We start from the raw sequence: 18,356 nt of genomic DNA, 5'->3' as shown, positions 1-18,356 counted from the left end.
AGATACGGAAGACCTTGGGGATGAGCACCACATTCCGTTGTTTCCACACGATTGCGCCAGAAGCCTGGGAAGGTCCACACTTCTGTCCACCAGAGGCCCTTCCATCCGCAGTGAGAAACCTCTTGTTCGCACGACGAAGGCTCGGCACGGGTCGGCTTGTGTCCTCCTGTCCGACCCACGAGCTCCAGGAGAACACATGCCCGAGAGCACCTCGACCGAGCGGGAGCCCGGGGCCGATCCGGGTCTCGACCGCCTGAACGCCCTGTCGGAGAAGGAACTACGCGTCCGGCTCTCGCACTGCCTGAACGTCGAACGCTGGGTCCGGGCGTTGGCCTCCGAGGCGCCTTTCGTCGACCGGACCGCCTTGTTGGAGGCGGCCGACCGACACGCGCGTTCGATCACCGCGGACGAGGTCGCCACGGCCCTGGCCCGCCACCCCCGTATCGGAGAGAGAGTCGAGGGCCGGGACGGCGAGTCCGCCTGGTCGCGCGGAGAACAGTCCACCTTCGCCGCCGACACCGACGACGCCTCGCTACGTGTGCAACGGATCTTCGCCCTCGCCCAGCAGGAGTACGAGGCCAGGTTCGGGCGGATCTACCTGGTCTGCGCCAGTGGTCGCTCCAGCCGCGAACTCCTGATCGACCTGGTGGACCGTCTTTTCCACGACCCCGACACCGAACTGCGTGTGGTCGGTGACGAACTACGTAGGATCGCGGGACTGCGCCTGGTCAAACTCCTGGAGGAGAACGCATGAGCCACGTGACCACCCACGTCCTCGACGCCGCCCTGGGCGTTCCGGCCCGCGATGTGCCCGTGCTGCTGGAGGCCGCCGTCGACGACGCCCGCACCAGGTGGGAACCCGTCGCGAAGGGACGCACCGACGAGGACGGGCGCGTGCCCGGTCTCGGCCCCGACCGCCTCGCCACCGGTTTCTACCGGGTCGTCTTCGACACCGCCGCCTACTTCGAGGCCTCGGGGCGGCACGGGTTCTATCCCGAGGTCACCGTCGTGTTCCACCTCGCCGACGAGAGCGCGCACTACCACGTCCCGTTGCTGTTGAGCCCGTTCGCCTACTCGACCTACCGGGGTTCCTGAGCCGGAGGAGGGCTCCGCCGCCGGGGGCCTTCCGCCGGCACGTCCGGCGCCGACTCCCCCGGTACGGACCCCGAAGGAGACCGAAAGGCGGTGACGGACACGCACACCTCCGGCAGGACGTGAGACCCGGGCCTTCGAGCGCGTGACAGGTCCTCGCGCATGACCATGACGGTCCTCCCTGTGCGCACGGCGCACGTCCGCGCCGTGACCTGCACGCCTCACACGATGGAGTTCACCCTCATGGGCATCCGACTCGGAGAGAACCAGTACGGCAAGGCCGAGGTCCGCCTCGTCCACATCGACCGTGGCACCGACGTCCACCGGATCAAGGACGTCAACGTCACCTCCCAACTGCGCGGAGACCTGGAGACGGTCCACACCCTCGGCGACAACAGCACGTGCCTGCCGACCGACACCCAGAAGAACACCGTCTACGCCAAGGCCCGTGAGTGGGGCGGTGTCGGCGCCATCGAGGACTTCGCCCTCCGACTGGCCAGACATTTCGTGGACGAGCACCCCTACGTGCACGGGGCCCGCCAGGAGGTCCACGAGTACTCCTGGGAGCGCATCACCACCTCCCGCGGCCCGCACGACCACGCCTTCTCCCGGCGGGGCGCCGAGACGCGTACCACCGTCGTCACCAAGAGCGGCGCCGAGGAGTGGGTGCTCTCCGGTTTCGAGGGCCTGACGGTGCTCAAGTCCACCGGCTCGGAGTTCCGCGGCTATCCCAAGACCAGGTACACGACCCTGTCCGAGACCGACGACCGCATCCTCGCCACCGACGTCACCGCCCGCTGGCGCTACGTCGGTGTGGACCACGACTTCGACGACCTCTACGCCTCCGTCCGGGCCCTGTGTCTGGAGGCCTTCGCCGAGACGCACAGCCTCGCCCTCCAGCAGACCCTCTACCAGATGGGCAAGGCCGTTCTGGAGGCCCACCGACAGGTCGCCGAGATCCGTTTCTCCATGCCCAACAACCATCACTTCCTGGTGGACCTGTCACCGTTCGGCCTGGACAACCCGAACGAGGTCTTCTTCGCCGCCGACCGCCCCTACGGCAGGATCGAGGCCGCGGTCGAACGTGACGACGCCCCCGACCCCGGAGACGCCTGGAGGTCCGTGCCGGGTTTCGTCTAGGCCCCTCTCCGGCCTGCGCGCTCACGGAGACGAGCACCACCCCTTCCGTCGAGGAAGACCGGAGGGTACTCCTCAGGACGACCGACCGTGATCCGTGCGAGCTCCGCGTCCCGTGCCGCGTCGAAGGGGTTCGCAACCGTCAGGGACACCGGGGACACGGCCGGGGCACTGCGCATGGCATCCTCGGCCGTGTCCCGACGGTCGTCCGCGGTACCACGCGCCCCGAAGAACACGGCGGCCGACCCGAACGAGAAGAACGTTCGACATCCCCGAACAGTACGATCGTGAACTTTCCCTGGACCTGACCGTTCCTTCCCAGCACCCTGGATGTGTCCGCCGAACCGATGCCTCAGGAGCGACATGAGCGGAGCCCGGCCCACCGACCCACACTCCTACAACGCCCCGCCCTACTCGGGTGGTGACCCCTACGCCGACTACCGCCACGGCGAGTTCGACTTCTCCTCCCTGGTCGATCTGGCGGACCGCCGCCTGGGGGGCGGCGTCGTCGCCGCCAACGACGAGTTCTTCGCCCAGCGGGAGAACCTGCTGGTGCCCGAGCCCGCCGTGTTCGACCCCCGTGCCTTCGGGCACAAGGGCAAGGTCATGGACGGCTGGGAGACCCGCAGGCGACGCGGTGTGAGCGCCGAGCAGCCCCACCCCGACGTCGACGACCACGACTGGGCACTGATCCGTCTCGGCCTTCCCGGCCTGGTCAAAGGCGTGATCGTGGACACCGCGCACTTTCGCGGAAACCATCCCCGCGACGTCGGTGTGGAGGCCGTCCACTTGGAGGGCACACCGACCACCGACGAGCTGCTCAAGGCTCGCTGGACCCCGATCGTCCCCCGTACCCCCGTGTACGGACACGCCGCCAACGGCTTCGAGGTGGACGTCGAACGCCGGTGGACGCACCTGCGCCTGAAGCAGTTCCCCGACGGCGGCATCGCCCGCCTGCGCGTGTACGGTGAGCCCGTCCCCGACCCCCACTGGCTGTCCGCGCTCGGTGGCTTCGACCTCGCCGCCCTGGTCAACGGCGGCAGGGTGGAGGACGCCTCGGACCGTTTCTACTCGTCGCCGGACAACATCGTCTTCCCCGGCCGTTCCCGCAGGATGGACGACGGCTGGGAGAACCGGCGCCGCCGTGACACCGGGCACGACTGGGTGCGTTTCCGACTCACCGCTCAGGCCTCCGTCCGGGCCCTGGAGCTGGACACCGCCTATCTCAAGGGGAACTCCGCGGGATGGGTGACCATCCTTGGTCGTGACGCCGCCTCCCCCGCCCCGCAGGAGTGGTTCGAGATCGTGGGCCGTACCCGTCTGGAGCCGGACAGTGCCCACCGCTTCGTCCTGGACACACCGGTCACCGCCACCCACGTGCGCACCGACGTCTTCCCCGACGGCGGCGTCGCCCGCCTGAACGTCTTCGGTTCACTGACCGAGACCGGCGCCGCCGACCTGCGTGAACGCTGGAACGCGCTGGTCGGTTGACGCCCCGAGGACACCGAGGGGCGGGCGGGGCGTTCGTGCCGTCAGCCCCTCGACCCGGCTCCCGTCCCACCGACGCGGGAGGGGGATCGTCAGTCCCGGACGAGCATCCGCCCGGTGGCGCTCTCCAGGCCGACGTCCTCGCCCCGCAGGATGGTGCGACGCACGCGCCCGAACATCTCGACCCCGTCGTAGGGGCTCACCGGGTTACGGTGGTGCAACTCGCGCACGTCCACCCGGAAGGACTCCTCCGGTGCCACCACGGCGAAGTCGGCGTCGTGTCCGGGGGCGATCGCTCCCTTGTTCCTCAGACCGGCCACCCGGGCGGGGCCCGAGGACATCCACCGCACCACGTCCGCCAGGCCCAGTCCTCGACGTCGTGCCTCGGTCCACACCGCCGAGAAGCCGACCTGCAACCCCGAGATCCCGCCCCAGGCGGTGCCGAAGTCGCCGGTGTCCGGTTTCTTCAGGTCGGGCGTGCTCGGTGAGTGGTCACTGACCACACAGTCGATCAGCCCGTCCTCCAGGGCACGCCACAACAGGTCCCGGTTGGCGGAGTCACGGATGGGCGGACAGCACTTGTACTCGGTGGCCCCCGCGGGCACCCGTTCCGCCTCCAGGGTGAGGTAGTGCGGGCACGTCTCCACGGTCAGCGGTACGTCGTCCGCCCTGGCCTGGGCGATCATCGGCAGCGCCGAAGCACTGGACAGGTGCAGCACGTGCGCCCTCGTGCCGGTGACCCGGGCCACCTCGATCACCCGGGCGATCGCCTCGTTCTCGGCGGTGTCGGGACGCGAGGCCAGGAAGGTCGCGTAGTCGCGTCCGGCGGCGGGAGGTGCCTCGTCCAGCACGTCCGGGTCCTCGGCGTGCACGATCAGGCGCCCTCCGAGTTCCCCGATCGCCTCGGCCGCCGAGAGCAGCTCCTCGGGTGACAGGTGACCGAACTCCTCCACCCCCGACGGGGACAGGAACGCCTTGAACCCGTACACCCCCTGTTCCCAGAGCGCGGCGAGTTCTCCGACGGCACCGGGACGGCTGTTGTCGGGGACGGCTCCACCCCAGAACCCCACGTCCACGGCGAGTCTGCCCTCGGCCGCCGCGCGCTTGGCCTCCAACCCGGCGACGGTCGTGGTCGGCGGCACGCTGTTGAGGGGCATGTCCAGCAGCGTGGTGACACCACCCAGCGCGGCGGCGCGGGTGGCGGTGTCGAAGCCCTCCCAGTGGGCGCGTCCCGGCTCGTTGATGTGCACGTGTGTGTCCACCAGACCCGGCAGCAGGACCTCGTCCTCGGCCAGACTGGTCTCCCTACGGGCGATGATGGCGGCGCGGTCCCCGGCCAGGACGTTGACGATGCGTCCGTCACGGACCCCGATGGTGACGGGACGCTCGCCCTGCGCGGTGAGGGCCCGGCGGGCACGGACGGCGAGATCATGTAGGGCCATGTGCTCTCAGTCCTTCTGTCCGACGCGTCGGCCGGCCAGGGCGACGAGCGTCGTGGTGTCGACTCCGACGGCCTCGGCCACCTCGTCCTGGTCCAACGCCCCGCAGCGTACCCCGCCCACCAGCGCCGACGCCAGTGCCTGGGCCGTGGCGGGTTCGTCCAGCACTCCCCCCGAGACGGCGCCGAGATAGGATCGCAGGCGCGCGGCGGCGGGGGCGAAGGCCTCCCGGTAGAAGACGTAGGTGGCCAGGTAGCGGGTGGGAAGCTGGTGCGGGTGCAGGTCCCAACCCTGGTAGAAGCCTCGCTCCAGGGAGCGTCGGACCAGACCGGCGTGCAGGCGCCAGGCGGCGCGCACCTCTTCGGCGCCGCCCACGGGCAGTACGTTGGTGGAGCCGTCGGAGAGCCACACCCCGGTTCCGGCCGCGGCCACCTGCATGACGGCCTTGGCGTGGTCGGCGACCGGGTGGGCCATGCTCTGGTAGGCGGCGGAGATCCCGCAGGCCGCGCTGTAGTCGTAGGTACCGTAGTGCAGAGCGCTCACCCGCCCCCGGCCGGCACGGATCATACGTGCGACGGCCACCGTACCGTCCGGCAGCAGGACGGACTGGGGCGTCTCGATCTGCAACTCGAACCGCAGTCGTCCCTCGGGCAGGTCAAAGCGTCGTTCCAGTTCCTCCACGAGCCAGACCATGGCCTCGACCTGTTCCACCGAGGTGATCTTGGGCAGGGTGATCGCCAGTCCGTCGGGAAGGGAGCCACGCTCCTCCAGGAGGGTGCGCAGGAAGAGGGCGAGACTTCTGGCCCCACGTGCGCGGACGGCCGCCTCCATGCCCTTCATCCGGACGCCGAAACCGGTCGGCCCTTGTCCGGCCGCGAGGTCGGCGCACAACGCACGGGCGGAGGCGACCACGTCGCGGTCCTCCTGCTCGTCCCCACGGTCGCCGTAACCGTCCTCCAGGTCCACGCGCAGGTCCTCGACGGGTTCGCCGCGCAGCTTGCTCCGCAGGCGGGGAAGCACCTCGGCGACGCCCTCCTCCGCCATCCCGGTGGCGACCGCCAGTGCGGCGGCGTCGGGCGCGTACTCGTCCAGACAGTCGAGGGCGGCCCGTCCCCATTCCCGGACCAGGCCCGCCCGTACGCGGTCCGCGGGGACGTAGACCGTGTGCACGGGCTGACGTCGGCCGGAGCTCCCCGGATAGTCCAGGGGGAGCCGGGCGTCGGCGTCGGCCAGGCGTGCGTTCAGTCCTGCGGTGAGCACGTCCAGACCGAGCTCGGGGCTCGCGTGCGGCTCTTCGGCCCCGTCCTCTTCCACCTGTACTTCCTCTCTCTGGTTGATTTCCCTATTCGGATACTAACTTTTGCATACCGGAACAACAAGAAATCCGAGAGTGTTCAGAAGACCGGGCAAGCTTCCCAGAGCACGGGAACGCCACCGTTCCACGTGCTATAGAAGAAGTGACGCCGGAAGACCGCCCTCGCACCGGCGAAGGCGGGTACCGAACTCCACGGCCCTCAGCATGGGAGCACGATCCTTGTCAGCCCCACAGACCTCTCCGCACCCTGACACCCAGGGAAAACGCGAACGCTCCGGTGGCGTGCAATCCCTCGAACGGGCCTTCCTCCTGCTGGAGACCATGGCGGACACGGGCGGCGAGGCCTCACTCAGCCAGCTGGCCGGCTCCTCGGGTCTTCCCCTGCCCACCATCCACCGCATCATCCGCACCCTGGTCGACAACGGGTACGTGCGTCAACTCCCCTCGCGCCGCTACGCGCTGGGGCCGCGTCTGATCGGTCTGGGGGACAAGGCGTCACAGATGCTGGGCACCTGGGCCCGCCCCCACCTGGCCCAGCTCGTGGAGGAACTGGGAGAGACCGCGAACCTGGCGATGTTGGACGGGGACAAGGTCGTCTACGTGGCGCAGGTGCCCTCACCCCACTCCATGCGCATGTTCACCGAGGTCGGGCGGCGCGTACTGCCGCACTCGGCGGGCGTGGGCAAGGCCCTGCTCTCCCAGTTGGACGAAGGGGAGGCGCTGGCGACGGTCCGGCGCACCGGTATGCCCGCGGCCACCGACCGCACCATCACCGATCCCGACGAGTTCATGGCCGAACTGGAGCGCATCCGCTCGCAGGGCTTCGCCATCGACGACGGCGAACAGGAGATCGGCGTGCGCTGCGTGGCCGTCCCCCTGGTGGGAGCCCCCTCGGCGATGGCGGTATCGATCTCGGGCCCCGAGGCCCGTGTGGGCTGGGACTTCGTGGAACGGGCCGCTCCCATCGTGCGTCGCTGCGCGGCCATGTTGGCGGACGACCTCAACAACCAGAACTCCTGAGCCGCCATGGCCGGAGGCGGGGCCGAGGGCGCTCCCCGTCCACGGTGAGGCCCCCGCCCCGCCACGGGCGAGGCGCCGCTACGTGGGCTGGTCGAAGCCCAGTCTGCGCAGCTGTTTGGGGTCACGCTGCCAGTCCTTGGCCACGCGTACCCGCAGGTCCAGGAACACCCGCCGACCCAACAGGGCCTCGATCTGCTTGCGAGCCCGTGAGCCCACGTCCCGCAGACGTGAACCCTTCGTCCCGATCACGATCGCCTTCTGACTGGGTCGCTCCACGTACAACGACGCGTAGATGTTCACCAACTCCCTACCCGGAGCGGTGTTCTCACGCTCGTACATCTCGTCCACGACCACCGCGATCGAGTGCGGCAGTTCCTCGCGCACACCCTCCAGCGCCGCCTCACGCACCAGCTCGGCCACGAGCATCTCGTCCGACTCGTCGGTCAGATCGTCCTCGGGATACAGCGGCGGGCCCTCGGGCAGGTGGGAGCACAGCACGTCGCCGACGGTCTCCAACTGGAAGTCCCCCTGGGCGGACACCGGGACGATGTCGGCCCAGTCTCCCAGCCTGTCGACCGCCATCAGCTGTCGGCCCACCTCGTCCCTGTTCACCAGGTCGGTCTTGGTGACCAGCGCGACCACCGGGGTGTCGGTCTGTCCCGCCAGCTCTTTGGCGATGTAGGTGTCACCCCGCCCGATCGGCTCGTCGGCCGGCAGACAGAAGGCGATCACGTCCACCTCGACCAGCGTCGACCGCACCAGCGAGTCCAGGCGCTCGCCCAGCAGGGTACGCGGCTTGTGCAGTCCGGGCGTGTCCACGATGATCAGCTGCGCGTCGGGCCGGTGGACGATTCCGCGCACCGCTCGCCGCGTGGTCTGCGGCCGGTTGCTCGTGATCGCCACCTTCCGCCCGACCAACGCGTTCATCAGGGTGGACTTGCCCACGTTCGGGCGTCCCACGAAACACGCGAAACCGCTGCGAAAGCCCTCGGGGTGGGAGGGCGGCTCCAGAGGGGTCCGCAGCTTTTCCAGGTCGAGCTCGTTCATGCGTCCTTCTCAGCGCCGGGTGATGCTCGCGGGCACCCCGTCGGGGGCGGCGATCACCACCAGCTGTGTCTTCAGGTCCTCGACCACCGCACGGTCGTCCTCTGTCAGCTCCGAGCCCTCCGTCACGACCACCGCGGCCTCCAGGGAGGAGGCCTCACCGGAGACTGCCGCGGCCACGGCGGCCTGAAGGGCGCTCAGCCGCAGCGAGGGCAGTGTCACGGTCGTGGCCACGTACGTGCGTCCCGTCTCGTCGCGCACGGCCGCACCCTCCACCGCCGCGTTGCGGGCGCGGGAGGCCCTGGCGAGGGTGATGAGCTTGCCGTCCTCCGGCCCCAACCCCGTCGTCTCCGTCAATGCTCGGCGCTCCTCACGTCGTCGTCGCCATCGTCTGCCGTCTTCGAGTCCTCCGAGGACAGGCGCTCCACTAGGACGGTGGTCATCCGGTTGCGGCGGCTGCTCTTGCCCTCGAGGGTGAGCCTGAGACCAGCGTATTCGGCCTGGGCCCCGCTCACCGGCACTCGACCCAGAACGAAGGCCACGAGTCCCCTGACCGTCTCCACGTCCGGAACGTCCATGTCCCGGTCCGGGAACAGCTCGGCCAGCTCGCTCAGCGGCAGACGTGCCGTCACCCGTACCCGATCCTCGTCCAGCCAGTCCACCGGAGGGATCTCGTGGTCGTACTCGTCGGTGATCTCACCCACGATCTCCTCCACGATGTCCTCCAGCGTGATCAGACCCGCGGTGCCCCCGTACTCGTCGATGACCACCGCGACGTGGTTGCGCTGTTTCTGCATCTCTCTGAGCAGCTCGTCGATGGGTTTGGTGTCGGGGACGTAGGTCGCCTGGCGCATCACCCCCTCGGCGGTGAGCGGGACCTCGCCTTCTCCGCCCGCGGCGGCCGCCCAACGGTCGCGCAGCCGGTCCACCAGGTCCTTGAGGTAGACGATGCCGACCACGTCGTCCTCGTCCTCTCCGGTCACCGGGATACGCGAGTAACCGCTGGACAGGGCCAGGCTCAGCACCTGGTCGGCGTCGTCGTCACGGCTGGTGAAGACGATGTCGGGGCGGGGCACCATCACCTCGCGCACGGAGGTGTCGTCGAGTTTGAACACCGAGTGGATCATCTCGCGCTCCTGCGGGTCGATCACGTCGCCCTTCTCCGCGAGGTCCACCAGTTGACGCAGCTCCACCTCGGTGCTGAAGGGTCCCTCACGGTCGCCCTTGGCCCGCGGGGTGATCGCGCGGCCCGCACCCACCAGAAGCTGGGCGAGAGGGCCCACCACGACCTGGATCGGGTAGACCACGGTCGCGCTGACCCGGGCGAGGGGCCCCGAGAACTGCCGACCCAGGATGCGCGGGGCCACCGCGATCAGCACCGACTCCACCACGACCATCGCCACGACGGTCAGGATCAGGGCCGGCCATCCCAGGCCGAGCAGGAACACCATGCCCACCGCGGCGGCCAGCACCGCGCACACCTCGCACACCACGCGCAGGAACAGCAGCACGTTCAGGTGGCGGGTCGGATCCGCCATGACCCGTTTCCAGCGACGGCCGGCCTTGGCCAGACGCTCTCCGCTGTCGGCCTCGGGCAGACCGACCGACATCACACGGGTGACGGCGACCTCCGTCGACACCAGGAAGCCGGCCACTGCGGTCAGGGCCAGGGAGACCGCGAAGGCGGTGAGCCACTCGGCGGGCTCACCGGTGGTCAGCGGAGCGATGTCGGGCCACACCGACGGGCTCATCGGTCTTCCCCGTCCTCTTGGGGAGCGGCCGCCTCATGCTCACGCCAGGCGGCGAGGATCTCGGCCTGTAGACCGAACATCTCCTTGTGCTCCTCGGGCTCGGCGTGGTCGTAGCCCAGCAGGTGCAGGATGCCGTGGACGCACAACAGGTCGATCTCGGCCTCGACGGCGTGTCCCGCCTTCTCCGCCTGGCGCCGGGCGACCTGCGGGCAGATGACCACGTCACCGAGGACGCCCGGCTCGCTGACGCGGCCCGGGGCGCCGGGGCGCAGTTCGTCCATGGGGAAGGAGAGCACGTCGGTGGGTCCCGGCTCGTCCATCCACCGCACGTGCAGTTCGGCCATCGGTTCCTCGTCCACCAGCACGACGGACAGTTCGGCCAGCGGGTGGACGCGCATGGCGTCGAGCACGTGCCTCGCCAGGCGGGAGAGCCTCTCCTCGTCCACGGTCGTGACGCCGGACTCGTTGGCCACGTCGATACTCATCGGTTGCGGTCGCCTCATTCGGGGATAGCGGGACCGGGCGGCGGAGCCCGGCATGTGGTGTGACGCTCCACGGGGGTGCGCCCGGGGCAGCCGAACCGGTGGGCCCGTGGGGCCCACCGGTTCGAGCGCCGTGCTACGTCAGTCTGCCCGGTCTCCGTCCCCGACGTCGCCCGCCCGGGTCCGCGACGGGGTGTCGGAGGAGCGGCGTGAGGCGGAACCGCTCCGAGGACGACCTCCACCGGTGGTTCCGCGACCGTTGCGGGGGTCGCCCTGGGCGGCGTCGTAGCGGCCGTAGGCGTCCACGATCTTGCCGACCAGCTTGTGACGAACGACGTCATCGCTGTTCAGGCGGCAGAAGGCGATGTCGTCGATGTCGCGCAGGATGGCCTCGATGGTGCGAAGGCCGCTGACCTGACCGCCCGGCAGGTCGACCTGGGTGACGTCACCGGTGACCACGATCTTGGAGCCGAACCCCAGACGGGTGAGGAACATCTTCATCTGCTCGGGCGAGGTGTTCTGGGCCTCGTCCAGGATGATGAAGGAGTCGTTCAGACTTCTTCCCCGCATGTAGGCCAAAGGTGCGACCTCGATGGTCCCGGCCGACATCAGCTTGGGGATCGACTCGGGATCGAGCATGTCGTGCAGGGCGTCGTACAGCGGCCTCAGGTAGGGATCGATCTTGTCGTAGAGCGTGCCGGGCAGGAAGCCCAGTCGCTCCCCGGCCTCCACCGCCGGACGGGTGAGGATGATCCGGTTGACCTCTTTGTCCTGGAGGGCCTTGACCGCCTTGGCCACGGCCAGGTAGGTCTTTCCGGTGCCCGCGGGACCGATGCCGAACACCACCGTGCGCTGGTCGATGGTGTCGACGTAACGCTTCTGGTTCAGCGTCTTGGGGCGGATCGTCTTGCCCCGATTGGACAGGATGTTGGTGGTGAGCACGTCCGCGGGCCGCTCCGTGCCGGGCGAACCCAGCATGTGGATCATGCGCTCGATGGTGTCGGGGGTGACGTGGGTACCGCTCTTGGCGAGTTCGATCAGCTCCTCCACGAGGCGGACCACGAGGGCGGTCTCCTCGGGGGTACCGCTGATGGTGAACTCGTTGCCTCGCACGTGGATGTCACTGTCGAAGGCCCGCTCCAACGCCCTGAGGAGCTCGTCCCCCGAGCCCAGCAGGCTGATCATCATGTGCTCACTGGGCACGACGACCTTGACCTGGGTGTCCCGCGGCGGGTGCGTGTGCGTTGTCTCGGACATGGTGTGGCCTGTCGGCCGCTGCCCCTACCCTTCGATCCGGCGCCCGCCCGCTCGGGGATCGGTACGCCTCGTGGACGTCCCCTGACGCCGGGACGACGGCGCCAGGTCGGACTCCTCGCCGGTGTTCTCAACGGTCACACCGAACCCTCGAAGCCCACGGTCCCGAGTCTACCAAGGCACCACGGCACCCCTCGATCCGTTATCTCCCGTCCATCCCTCTCCCGCCCGGGGTGACCACGAGCGAAGGCCGCGCTCGGGGCGCGGCCTTCGGAAGGTGTGGAGATACGGTGTCCCCAGGAGCATCGTCTACCCGGGGGGCCACTCCATTCCGCGCCCGCCCAGCACGTGCCCGTGCAGGTGGAAGACGGTCTGACCGGCACCGCTTCCCGTGTTGAACACCAGCCGGTACCCGAGGTCGACGACGCCCTCCTCAGCGGCCACCTCGTGCGCCTCCCGGACGATCTCGTCGAGCAGTCCGGCGTCCGCGGCGGCCGCCTCCGCCGCGTTGGGGTAGTGGTCACGTGGAATGACCAGTACGTGCGTGGGGGCCTGGGGGTTGATGTCGCGAAAGGCGACCGTGCGCTCGCTCTCGCGAACGATCTCGGCGGGCACCTCCCCCTTCGCTATCTTGCAGAAGAGGCAGTCGTCCTGGGCCATCGAGAACCTTTCCGTCCGCTCGACCACCGAGACGGTCACCGTCTCGGGGCTGTCGGGGACCATGATGCCGCAGGTCCGCCACGGGCGTAGGGCCCAAGCCGGACCTTTCGTAATCTTTTGGAAGCCGGTTCCGCTCTGGCCCACACCCCGGGCGCGATAGTCTTTGCACCCGTGCGCGTCAGGTCGGCGGCTCCGTCCAGCCCTGGCCGAGTTCTCACGTGTCCGGATGCAAACGCACGTCTACCCGGAAAAGAAGAGGTATGCCCTTTCGTAAACCCCGCGACAAGGGTGTGCGTCGAACTGATGTGACGACAGAAACCATGGTGGCCGGAGCCACCACGGCCCCGCTCTCGGTGGGATGGGACGCCGACCACGCCGTGACGGAGCTCTATCGGGAGCACTACCGTCCACTCGTTCGGCTCGCCGCACTGCTCGTCCGCGACCACGCGACCGCCGAAGAGGTCGTCCAGGACTCGTTCGTCGCCATGCACGGCGCCTGGCGCCGCCTACGCGATCCGAACAAGGCCCTGTCCTACCTCCGGCAGGCCGTGGTGAACAAGGCCAGGTCCGTACTTCGCCACAGGGCGGTCGTGGAGAAGCACGCACCCAAGGCCCTGCCCGACGCCCCCAGCGCCGAACACGGCGCACTGAACCTGTTGGAGCGCGAAGCAGTCATTCGCGCTCTGCGCAAACTACCCACCCGCCAACGAGAGGCCATTGTGCTCCGGTACTACGGCGACCTGTCCGAGGCACAGATCGCGGATGCCATGGGGATCAGCCGGGGCGCCGTGAAGAGCCACACGTCCCGTGGCATCTCCGCGCTCCGCTCTGTTCTGGAGCAGACGACATGACCACCCCGACGAACCCGACGAACGACCCGTTCGAGGAGCAGCTTCGTCAGCTGCTCAAGGCCGAGGCCGACACGGTCACGACCTCGCCCGAGGCACTGAACCTGATCCGTGAGCGTACCGAGAACAGCCGCGGATCGTTCTGGTTCGGCCTGCCCTGGCTACGTCCCACGTTGGCGGTGGCGGGAGCCGCCCTGATCGCCGCTTCCGTGGTCATCTCCAGCCCCCAGGTCCGTGACCAGGTCCTGGAGATCGTGCCGGCGGGGGCCGACCGCGCGGGCACACCCCCCGAACAAGACCAGGACGGCGGTGTGATCTCCTCCGGTCCCTCCGGCGACGCCGAGGCCGGAGGTGTCCGGCCCGAGCAGTCCCAGCCGCAGGACCCGGCGGCCTCGCCCTCCTCGGAGGACGAGGAGGAGGACTCCCCCTCCAAGGAGGGAGACGACACCGTCACGGAGTGTCCATCGCCCCGGGAGGAACCCTCCGCCACGGCGACCAACGAAGAGGAGCGCAAGGAGGGATCGGCCAAGGAGGACTGCGAGCCCACCGACGATCCCAGCAGCGCCCCCGGCGGTGACGGTGGCGGGGACGACGCCGCCCCCGGTGACGGCGGAGGCGATGGCGGCGGCTCCGGTGACAACGGGAACGACGACGGCGACGGCGTCCCCGGCGGCGGGGAGGAGGCCGCCGGTGGCGGCTCCGGCGGCGGCGAGACCAACGGCCGAGCGAGCGCCGAGAACTGAACCGCGTTCCCCTCCCGCCTTCGCAAGCGGGAGGGGAACGCGGAACTCTACCAGCGGCCGGTACCGACCTGGAGCACCGACAGTGCGGCCACCCCGGCGGTGGAGGTGCGCAGTACGTTCGGCCCCAACAGCGCGCGGACCGCACCCGTCTCGGTGAACGCCTCCAGCTCGGCGTCGGAGAACCCACCCTCGGGCCCGACCACCACCACGACCTCCTGACCGTTTCCGGAGGGCGGCTCCATGGCGCCGAGACGAGCCTCGGAGTCCTCGTGCAGCACGACTCCCAGGTCGGCGCCGGCCAGCAGTGCGACCACCGAGGAGCGGTCGGCCAGGTCGGTGACTTCGGGAAGCCAGGAGCGCCGGGCCTGTTTGGCCGCCTCTCGGGCGGTCGCACGCCACTTGGCGAGGGATTTCGCCGCCCGTTCGCCCTTCCATCGGGTGACACAGCGTTCCGCGGCCCAGGGCACGATGACGTCCACTCCGGCCTCGGTCATCATCTCCACCGCCAGTTCGCCCCGGTCCCCCTTGGGCAGTGCCTGGACCACGGTCAGGCGCGGACGGGGCCGCGGTTCCCTGCGTCGTTCCACCACCGTGCAGACGATGTGGTCCTTGGCCACGGCGGTCACCGTACAGCGGGCACGCAGCCCCCGGCCGTCGGAGAGATCGATGGTCTCGCCCTCTCGGATCCGCCGCACCACCGCGGCGTGACGGCCCTCACCACCGCCCACCGTCACCCGGTCGGCCGTGAGGTCGTCGGTCTCGACCAGGAAGACGGGGGGCGTCACTTGGAGCCGAAGGCGTCGCGGATCTTGGAGAAGAAGCCGCCGTGTCCGGGACTGAACCGGCCCGGGCTCTGATCCTCACCACGCAGTTCGGCGAACTTGCGCAGTAGCGCCTCCTGCTCCTCGTCCAGCCTGCTCGGGGTCTCCACGTCGACGCGGATGCGCAGGTCGCCCCGTCCCCCACCGTCCAGGTGGGTGACCCCCTTGTTCGGAAGGGTGATGACGTGACCGGAGTTGGTCCCCGGCCGCAGGTCGATGTTCTCGGTGCCGTCGAGGGTGTCGAAGGCGAAGGAGGCTCCCAAGGCCGCGGCCGTCATGGGAACGGTCACCGTGCAGTGCAGATCGTCGCCGCGGCGCTCGAAGGTGGGATGCGGGCGCTGGATGATCTCCAGGATGATGTCGCCGCGAGGTCCGCCGTTGGGGCCGACCTCACCCTCGCCCGCGAGCTGGATACGGGTACCGTCGTCCACACCCGCGGGGATCTTGACGGTCCGGGTGACCTTCTCGCGTACCCGGCCCTCGCCCGCGCAGTCACCACAGGGGTTGGTGATGACCGTTCCCTGACCCGAGCACTGCGGACAGGGTCGGGAGGTCATGACCTGACCGAGGAAGGAACGGGTGACCTGGGAGACCTCCCCCTGGCCGTGGCACATCTCGCAGGTGGTGCGGTGCGAACCCGCCGCCGTCCCCTCCCCCTGGCAGGTCTCGCACAGGATGGCGGTGGGGAAGGTGATCTCCTTGCTGACCCCGAAGGCGGTCTCCACCAGGTCCAGCTCGACCCGGATCTTGATGCTGCGACCGCGACGGACCCGTTCGCGAGGACCGCGTCCGCCGGGGTGGCCGCCGCCGAAGAAGGCGTTCATGATGTCGTCGAAGGCGAAGCCGCCCGCGCCGCCGAAGCCGCCCGCGCCGCCTCCGGGGGCGTAGGGATCCTGACCCATGTCGAACATCCGACGCTTGTTCTCGTCGGAGAGGACCTCGTAGGCCTGGGTCACCTCTTTGAAGCGTTCCTGGGTGGCGGGATCGGGGTTGATGTCCGGATGCAACTCGCGCGCGAGCCTCCGGTAGGCCTTCTTGATCTCGTCCTTGGACGCGTCCCGACGCACCCCGAGAACCTGGTAATAGTCTCTGGCCACTGAGTTACTGTCCTGCCAAAATCTGTCCGATGTACCGAGCAACGGCGCGTACCGCTCCCATTGTCCCTGGGTAGTCCATGCGGGTGGGTCCCACCACTCCGATCTTGGCCAGCGACTGGTTTCCCACACCGTAGTCGGCCGAGACCACGGAAGTGGACCGCAGACCCTCGTGGAAGTTCTCCGCGCCGATGCGCACCGTGAGCATCGACGGGTCCTTCGCCTCTCCCAACAAACGGATGAGGACCATGTTCTCTTCCAGGGCCTCCAGGACGTCTCGAAGGCTGGCGGCGAAGTCCACGGCGGCGAGGTTGGCGGTCCCCGCGAGGACGATCTTCTCCTCGTGCCGTTCGACGAGGCTCTCCAGGAGGACGGAGAGCACCGACGTCGCCATCTGGCGATCCTCCGTCGGCACCTGGGAGGGCAGGTCCTCCACCGCCTCGGGTACGTCACCGAGGTGGAGCCCGCCGATGGCGCGATTGAGCATGCCGCGCAGGTCGTTGACGGCGGTCTCCTCGACCTCTCCCAGACCGTCGATGACGCGTTGCTCCACGCGGCCCGTGTTGGTGATCACGACCATCATGATCCGTTGGCCGCCGAGGGGGACCAGCTCCACGTGCTGGACCGACGAGCGGGTCAGCGAGGGGTACTGGACGATCGCGACCTGGCGGGTGAGCTGTGAGAGGAGCCGCACCGTACGGGCGACGATCTCGTCGAGGTCGACGGCCCCGGTGAGGAAGGACTCGATCGCACGGCGCTCCGCCGCGGAGAGGGGCTTGACCGAGGAGAGCCTGTCGACGAAGAGCCGGTACCCCTTGTCCGTGGGCACCCGTCCCGCACTGGTGTGCGGCTGGGTGATGTATCCGTCCTCCTCCAACGCGACCATGTCGTTGCGAATGGTCGCCGGGGAGACGCCGAGCTTGTGCCGGTCCGCCAGGGCCTTGGAACCCACGGGTTCATTGGTGTTGACGAAGTCCTCGACGACGGCACGCAGGACCGCGAGCTTGCGCTCATCCAGCAAGTCGTCACCTCCTGGCACTCCATGGTTCTCAGTGCTAATTCTACGCCCGGCCGCAAACCCTGACGGCTCCCCGTGGGTGGTAACTCCTCCGACCGGTCCCTTCCTTCCCGATCGGACCCCACGGCGCACGCCTCCACCACCGGGTCCGCCGGCCCCTCCACCAGTAGACTGCACGACCGTGGCAAGCAAGGGAACCGACCGTTATGGCCATGATGTGCTGGCCGGAGGCCGACGACTACCGAGGAAGGGCGCGGTACGCGAGGTGCCCTTGACCCGGGACCTGGTCGTGGAGGACGCCGAAGAGACCTTCTGCGGGGCCGTGGTGAGCTGGGACAAGGCGACCGTGACACTGGAGGACCGACACGGTCGGCGCCGGGTGTTCGACCTCGGCCCGGCCGCGTTCCTGGTCGAGGGGGAACCGGCCACCCTGGTCCGTCCCGTCCTCGGACCGCGGGGGGCGCCGCGCAGCGCCTCGGGGTCGGTGGCGGTGCCCGACGCACGCGCCCGCGTCGCCAGGGAGAGCCGGATCTACGTGGAGGGCGCCCACGACGCCGAGCTGGTGGAGAAGGTCTGGGGCCACGATCTGCGCGTGGAGGGCGTGGCGGTCGAGTTCCTGGAGGGAATCGACGACCTTCCCTCCCTCGTGGCGGACTTCTCCCCCGGCCCCGGCCGCAGGTTGGGAGTCCTGGTGGACCACCTGGTCCCGGGCTCCAAGGAGTCACGGATCGCCGGACGGGTGCGCGGTGATCATGTGCTGGTGGTCGGCCACCCCTATGTGGACGTGTGGCAGGCGGTACGCCCACGCGCCGTGGGCATCCGGGAATGGCCCGACGTACCTCACGGCGTCCCCTGGAAGGAAGGGGTCGTGCGTGCGTTGGGATGGCGGATGCGGACCGGTGAGGCATGGCGCAGGATCCTCGGTTCGGTCCGTACCTATGCTGATCTGGAACCGGCCCTGCTCGGCAGGGTGGAGGAACTGATCGATTTCGTCACGGGTCCGCATCCGGACGGATCCTGAGCCGCACCGCGTACGTCCTATGCGGTAGGACCTAGGATCTGGTCCAGCACGCGGTGTCGACGCCGTCGTCACCGCGGACCCGCCTCCGGCCCTGCGCGGTCGTCGGTACGGCCCGGTAGTACGAGAACC

The 18,356-nt window shown here is 69.2% G+C and carries 19 protein-coding genes; 8 read left to right on the top strand and 11 right to left on the bottom strand.

Annotated elements, in window-relative coordinates; translation table 11 throughout:
- The first annotated feature begins 196 nt into the window (after window positions 1-196).
- The 4 genes from PFX91_RS09265 to alc all read left to right on the top strand — a co-directional run bounded on the left by PFX91_RS09265 (window position 197) and on the right by alc (window position 3,720).
- Complete coding sequence (locus PFX91_RS09265) at window positions 197-754, top strand: 2-oxo-4-hydroxy-4-carboxy-5-ureidoimidazoline decarboxylase (RefSeq protein ID WP_285730900.1); 558 nt, start codon at window positions 197-199, stop codon at window positions 752-754.
- A complete protein-coding gene (gene uraH / locus PFX91_RS09260; protein WP_285730899.1) occupies window positions 751-1,095 on the top strand; it encodes a hydroxyisourate hydrolase in 345 nt (114 codons plus the stop codon). Before PFX91_RS09265 ends, uraH begins: the two co-directional genes overlap by 4 nt.
- A gap of 240 nt (window positions 1,096-1,335) precedes the next feature.
- Window positions 1,336-2,232 carry a factor-independent urate hydroxylase gene (gene pucL, locus PFX91_RS09255; RefSeq protein WP_285731086.1) on the top strand — a complete coding sequence of 299 codons (897 nt, stop codon included), beginning with the start codon at window positions 1,336-1,338 and terminating at the stop codon, window positions 2,230-2,232.
- 360 nt (window positions 2,233-2,592) lie between these two features.
- Window positions 2,593-3,720, top strand: a complete 1,128-nt coding sequence (gene alc / locus PFX91_RS09250; protein WP_285730897.1) for an allantoicase — start codon at window positions 2,593-2,595, stop codon at window positions 3,718-3,720.
- A gap of 89 nt (window positions 3,721-3,809) precedes the next feature.
- Here the strand turns inward: alc and allB are convergent, their stop codons facing one another.
- Entirely contained in the window at window positions 3,810-5,159 is a 1,350-nt protein-coding gene (gene allB, locus PFX91_RS09245; protein WP_285730896.1) for an allantoinase AllB, read from the bottom strand.
- A gap of 6 nt (window positions 5,160-5,165) precedes the next feature.
- Window positions 5,166-6,422, bottom strand: coding sequence for a DUF6986 family protein (locus PFX91_RS09240; RefSeq protein WP_502888293.1), 1,257 nt, complete (start codon window positions 6,420-6,422; stop codon window positions 5,166-5,168).
- A gap of 331 nt (window positions 6,423-6,753) precedes the next feature.
- On the opposite strand from PFX91_RS09240, the gene PFX91_RS09235 reads away from it, so the two are divergent.
- Window positions 6,754-7,491 carry an IclR family transcriptional regulator gene (locus PFX91_RS09235; protein WP_285731085.1) on the top strand — a complete coding sequence of 246 codons (738 nt, stop codon included), beginning with the start codon at window positions 6,754-6,756 and terminating at the stop codon, window positions 7,489-7,491.
- A gap of 78 nt (window positions 7,492-7,569) precedes the next feature.
- On the opposite strand, the gene era is transcribed toward PFX91_RS09235, so the two are convergent.
- From era to PFX91_RS09205, 6 genes are all read right to left on the bottom strand, one after another.
- Window positions 7,570-8,538: a GTPase Era gene (era, locus tag PFX91_RS09230; RefSeq protein ID WP_285730894.1), complete on the bottom strand. Its 969-nt coding sequence runs from the start codon at window positions 8,536-8,538 to the stop codon at window positions 7,570-7,572.
- 9 nt (window positions 8,539-8,547) lie between these two features.
- The gene (locus tag PFX91_RS09225) at window positions 8,548-8,892 is read right to left on the bottom strand and encodes a cytidine deaminase-like protein (RefSeq protein WP_285730893.1); all 345 of its coding nucleotides are present in this window, start codon (window positions 8,890-8,892) and stop codon (window positions 8,548-8,550) included.
- Window positions 8,889-10,286: a hemolysin family protein gene (locus PFX91_RS09220; RefSeq protein WP_285730891.1), complete on the bottom strand. Its 1,398-nt coding sequence runs from the start codon at window positions 10,284-10,286 to the stop codon at window positions 8,889-8,891. The genes PFX91_RS09225 and PFX91_RS09220 overlap by 4 nt, the downstream gene beginning before the upstream one ends.
- The gene (gene ybeY / locus PFX91_RS09215) at window positions 10,283-10,771 is read right to left on the bottom strand and encodes an rRNA maturation RNase YbeY (protein ID WP_285730890.1); all 489 of its coding nucleotides are present in this window, start codon (window positions 10,769-10,771) and stop codon (window positions 10,283-10,285) included. The genes PFX91_RS09220 and ybeY overlap by 4 nt, the downstream gene beginning before the upstream one ends.
- A 138-nt stretch (window positions 10,772-10,909) precedes the next feature.
- Window positions 10,910-12,025: a PhoH family protein gene (locus PFX91_RS09210; protein ID WP_285730889.1), complete on the bottom strand. Its 1,116-nt coding sequence runs from the start codon at window positions 12,023-12,025 to the stop codon at window positions 10,910-10,912.
- A 306-nt stretch (window positions 12,026-12,331) separates the two neighbouring features.
- Entirely contained in the window at window positions 12,332-12,682 is a 351-nt protein-coding gene (locus PFX91_RS09205) for a histidine triad nucleotide-binding protein (RefSeq protein WP_285731083.1), read from the bottom strand.
- Between the two features lie 320 nt (window positions 12,683-13,002).
- Here PFX91_RS09205 and PFX91_RS09200 point away from each other — a divergent pair, with 320 nt between their 5' ends.
- Together PFX91_RS09200 and PFX91_RS09195 are read left to right on the top strand one after the other, a co-directional pair.
- Window positions 13,003-13,533: a SigE family RNA polymerase sigma factor gene (locus PFX91_RS09200; protein ID WP_285731082.1), complete on the top strand. Its 531-nt coding sequence runs from the start codon at window positions 13,003-13,005 to the stop codon at window positions 13,531-13,533.
- The gene (locus tag PFX91_RS09195) at window positions 13,530-14,273 is read left to right on the top strand and encodes a hypothetical protein (RefSeq protein WP_285730887.1); all 744 of its coding nucleotides are present in this window, start codon (window positions 13,530-13,532) and stop codon (window positions 14,271-14,273) included. The genes PFX91_RS09200 and PFX91_RS09195 overlap by 4 nt, the downstream gene beginning before the upstream one ends.
- Window positions 14,274-14,320: 47 nt before the next feature.
- On the opposite strand, the gene PFX91_RS09190 is transcribed toward PFX91_RS09195, so the two are convergent.
- From PFX91_RS09190 to hrcA, 3 genes are read right to left on the bottom strand one after another with little or no spacing between them, the layout of a single operon-like run.
- Window positions 14,321-15,058 (bottom strand): 16S rRNA (uracil(1498)-N(3))-methyltransferase, encoded by a 738-nt coding sequence (locus PFX91_RS09190; RefSeq protein ID WP_285730886.1) that lies wholly within the window; start codon window positions 15,056-15,058, stop codon window positions 14,321-14,323.
- On the bottom strand, window positions 15,055-16,191 hold the full coding sequence (dnaJ, locus tag PFX91_RS09185) for a molecular chaperone DnaJ (RefSeq protein ID WP_285730885.1): 1,137 nt from the start codon (window positions 16,189-16,191) through the stop codon (window positions 15,055-15,057). Before dnaJ ends, PFX91_RS09190 begins: the two co-directional genes overlap by 4 nt.
- 4 nt (window positions 16,192-16,195) lie before the next feature.
- Entirely contained in the window at window positions 16,196-17,209 is a 1,014-nt protein-coding gene (gene hrcA / locus PFX91_RS09180) for a heat-inducible transcriptional repressor HrcA (protein ID WP_285730884.1), read from the bottom strand.
- A gap of 178 nt (window positions 17,210-17,387) precedes the next feature.
- On the opposite strand from hrcA, the gene PFX91_RS09175 reads away from it, so the two are divergent.
- On the top strand, window positions 17,388-18,227 hold the full coding sequence (locus PFX91_RS09175; RefSeq protein ID WP_285730882.1) for a DUF3097 domain-containing protein: 840 nt from the start codon (window positions 17,388-17,390) through the stop codon (window positions 18,225-18,227).
- Window positions 18,228-18,356: the final 129 nt, after the last annotated feature.

It is taken from the genome of Nocardiopsis sp. ATB16-24 (assembly GCF_030271535.1).
GTDB lineage: Bacteria > Actinomycetota > Actinomycetes > Streptosporangiales > Streptosporangiaceae > Nocardiopsis.
Note: the sequence above shows the minus strand (reverse complement) of the source record. Positions and strands in the feature narration are given on the sequence as shown.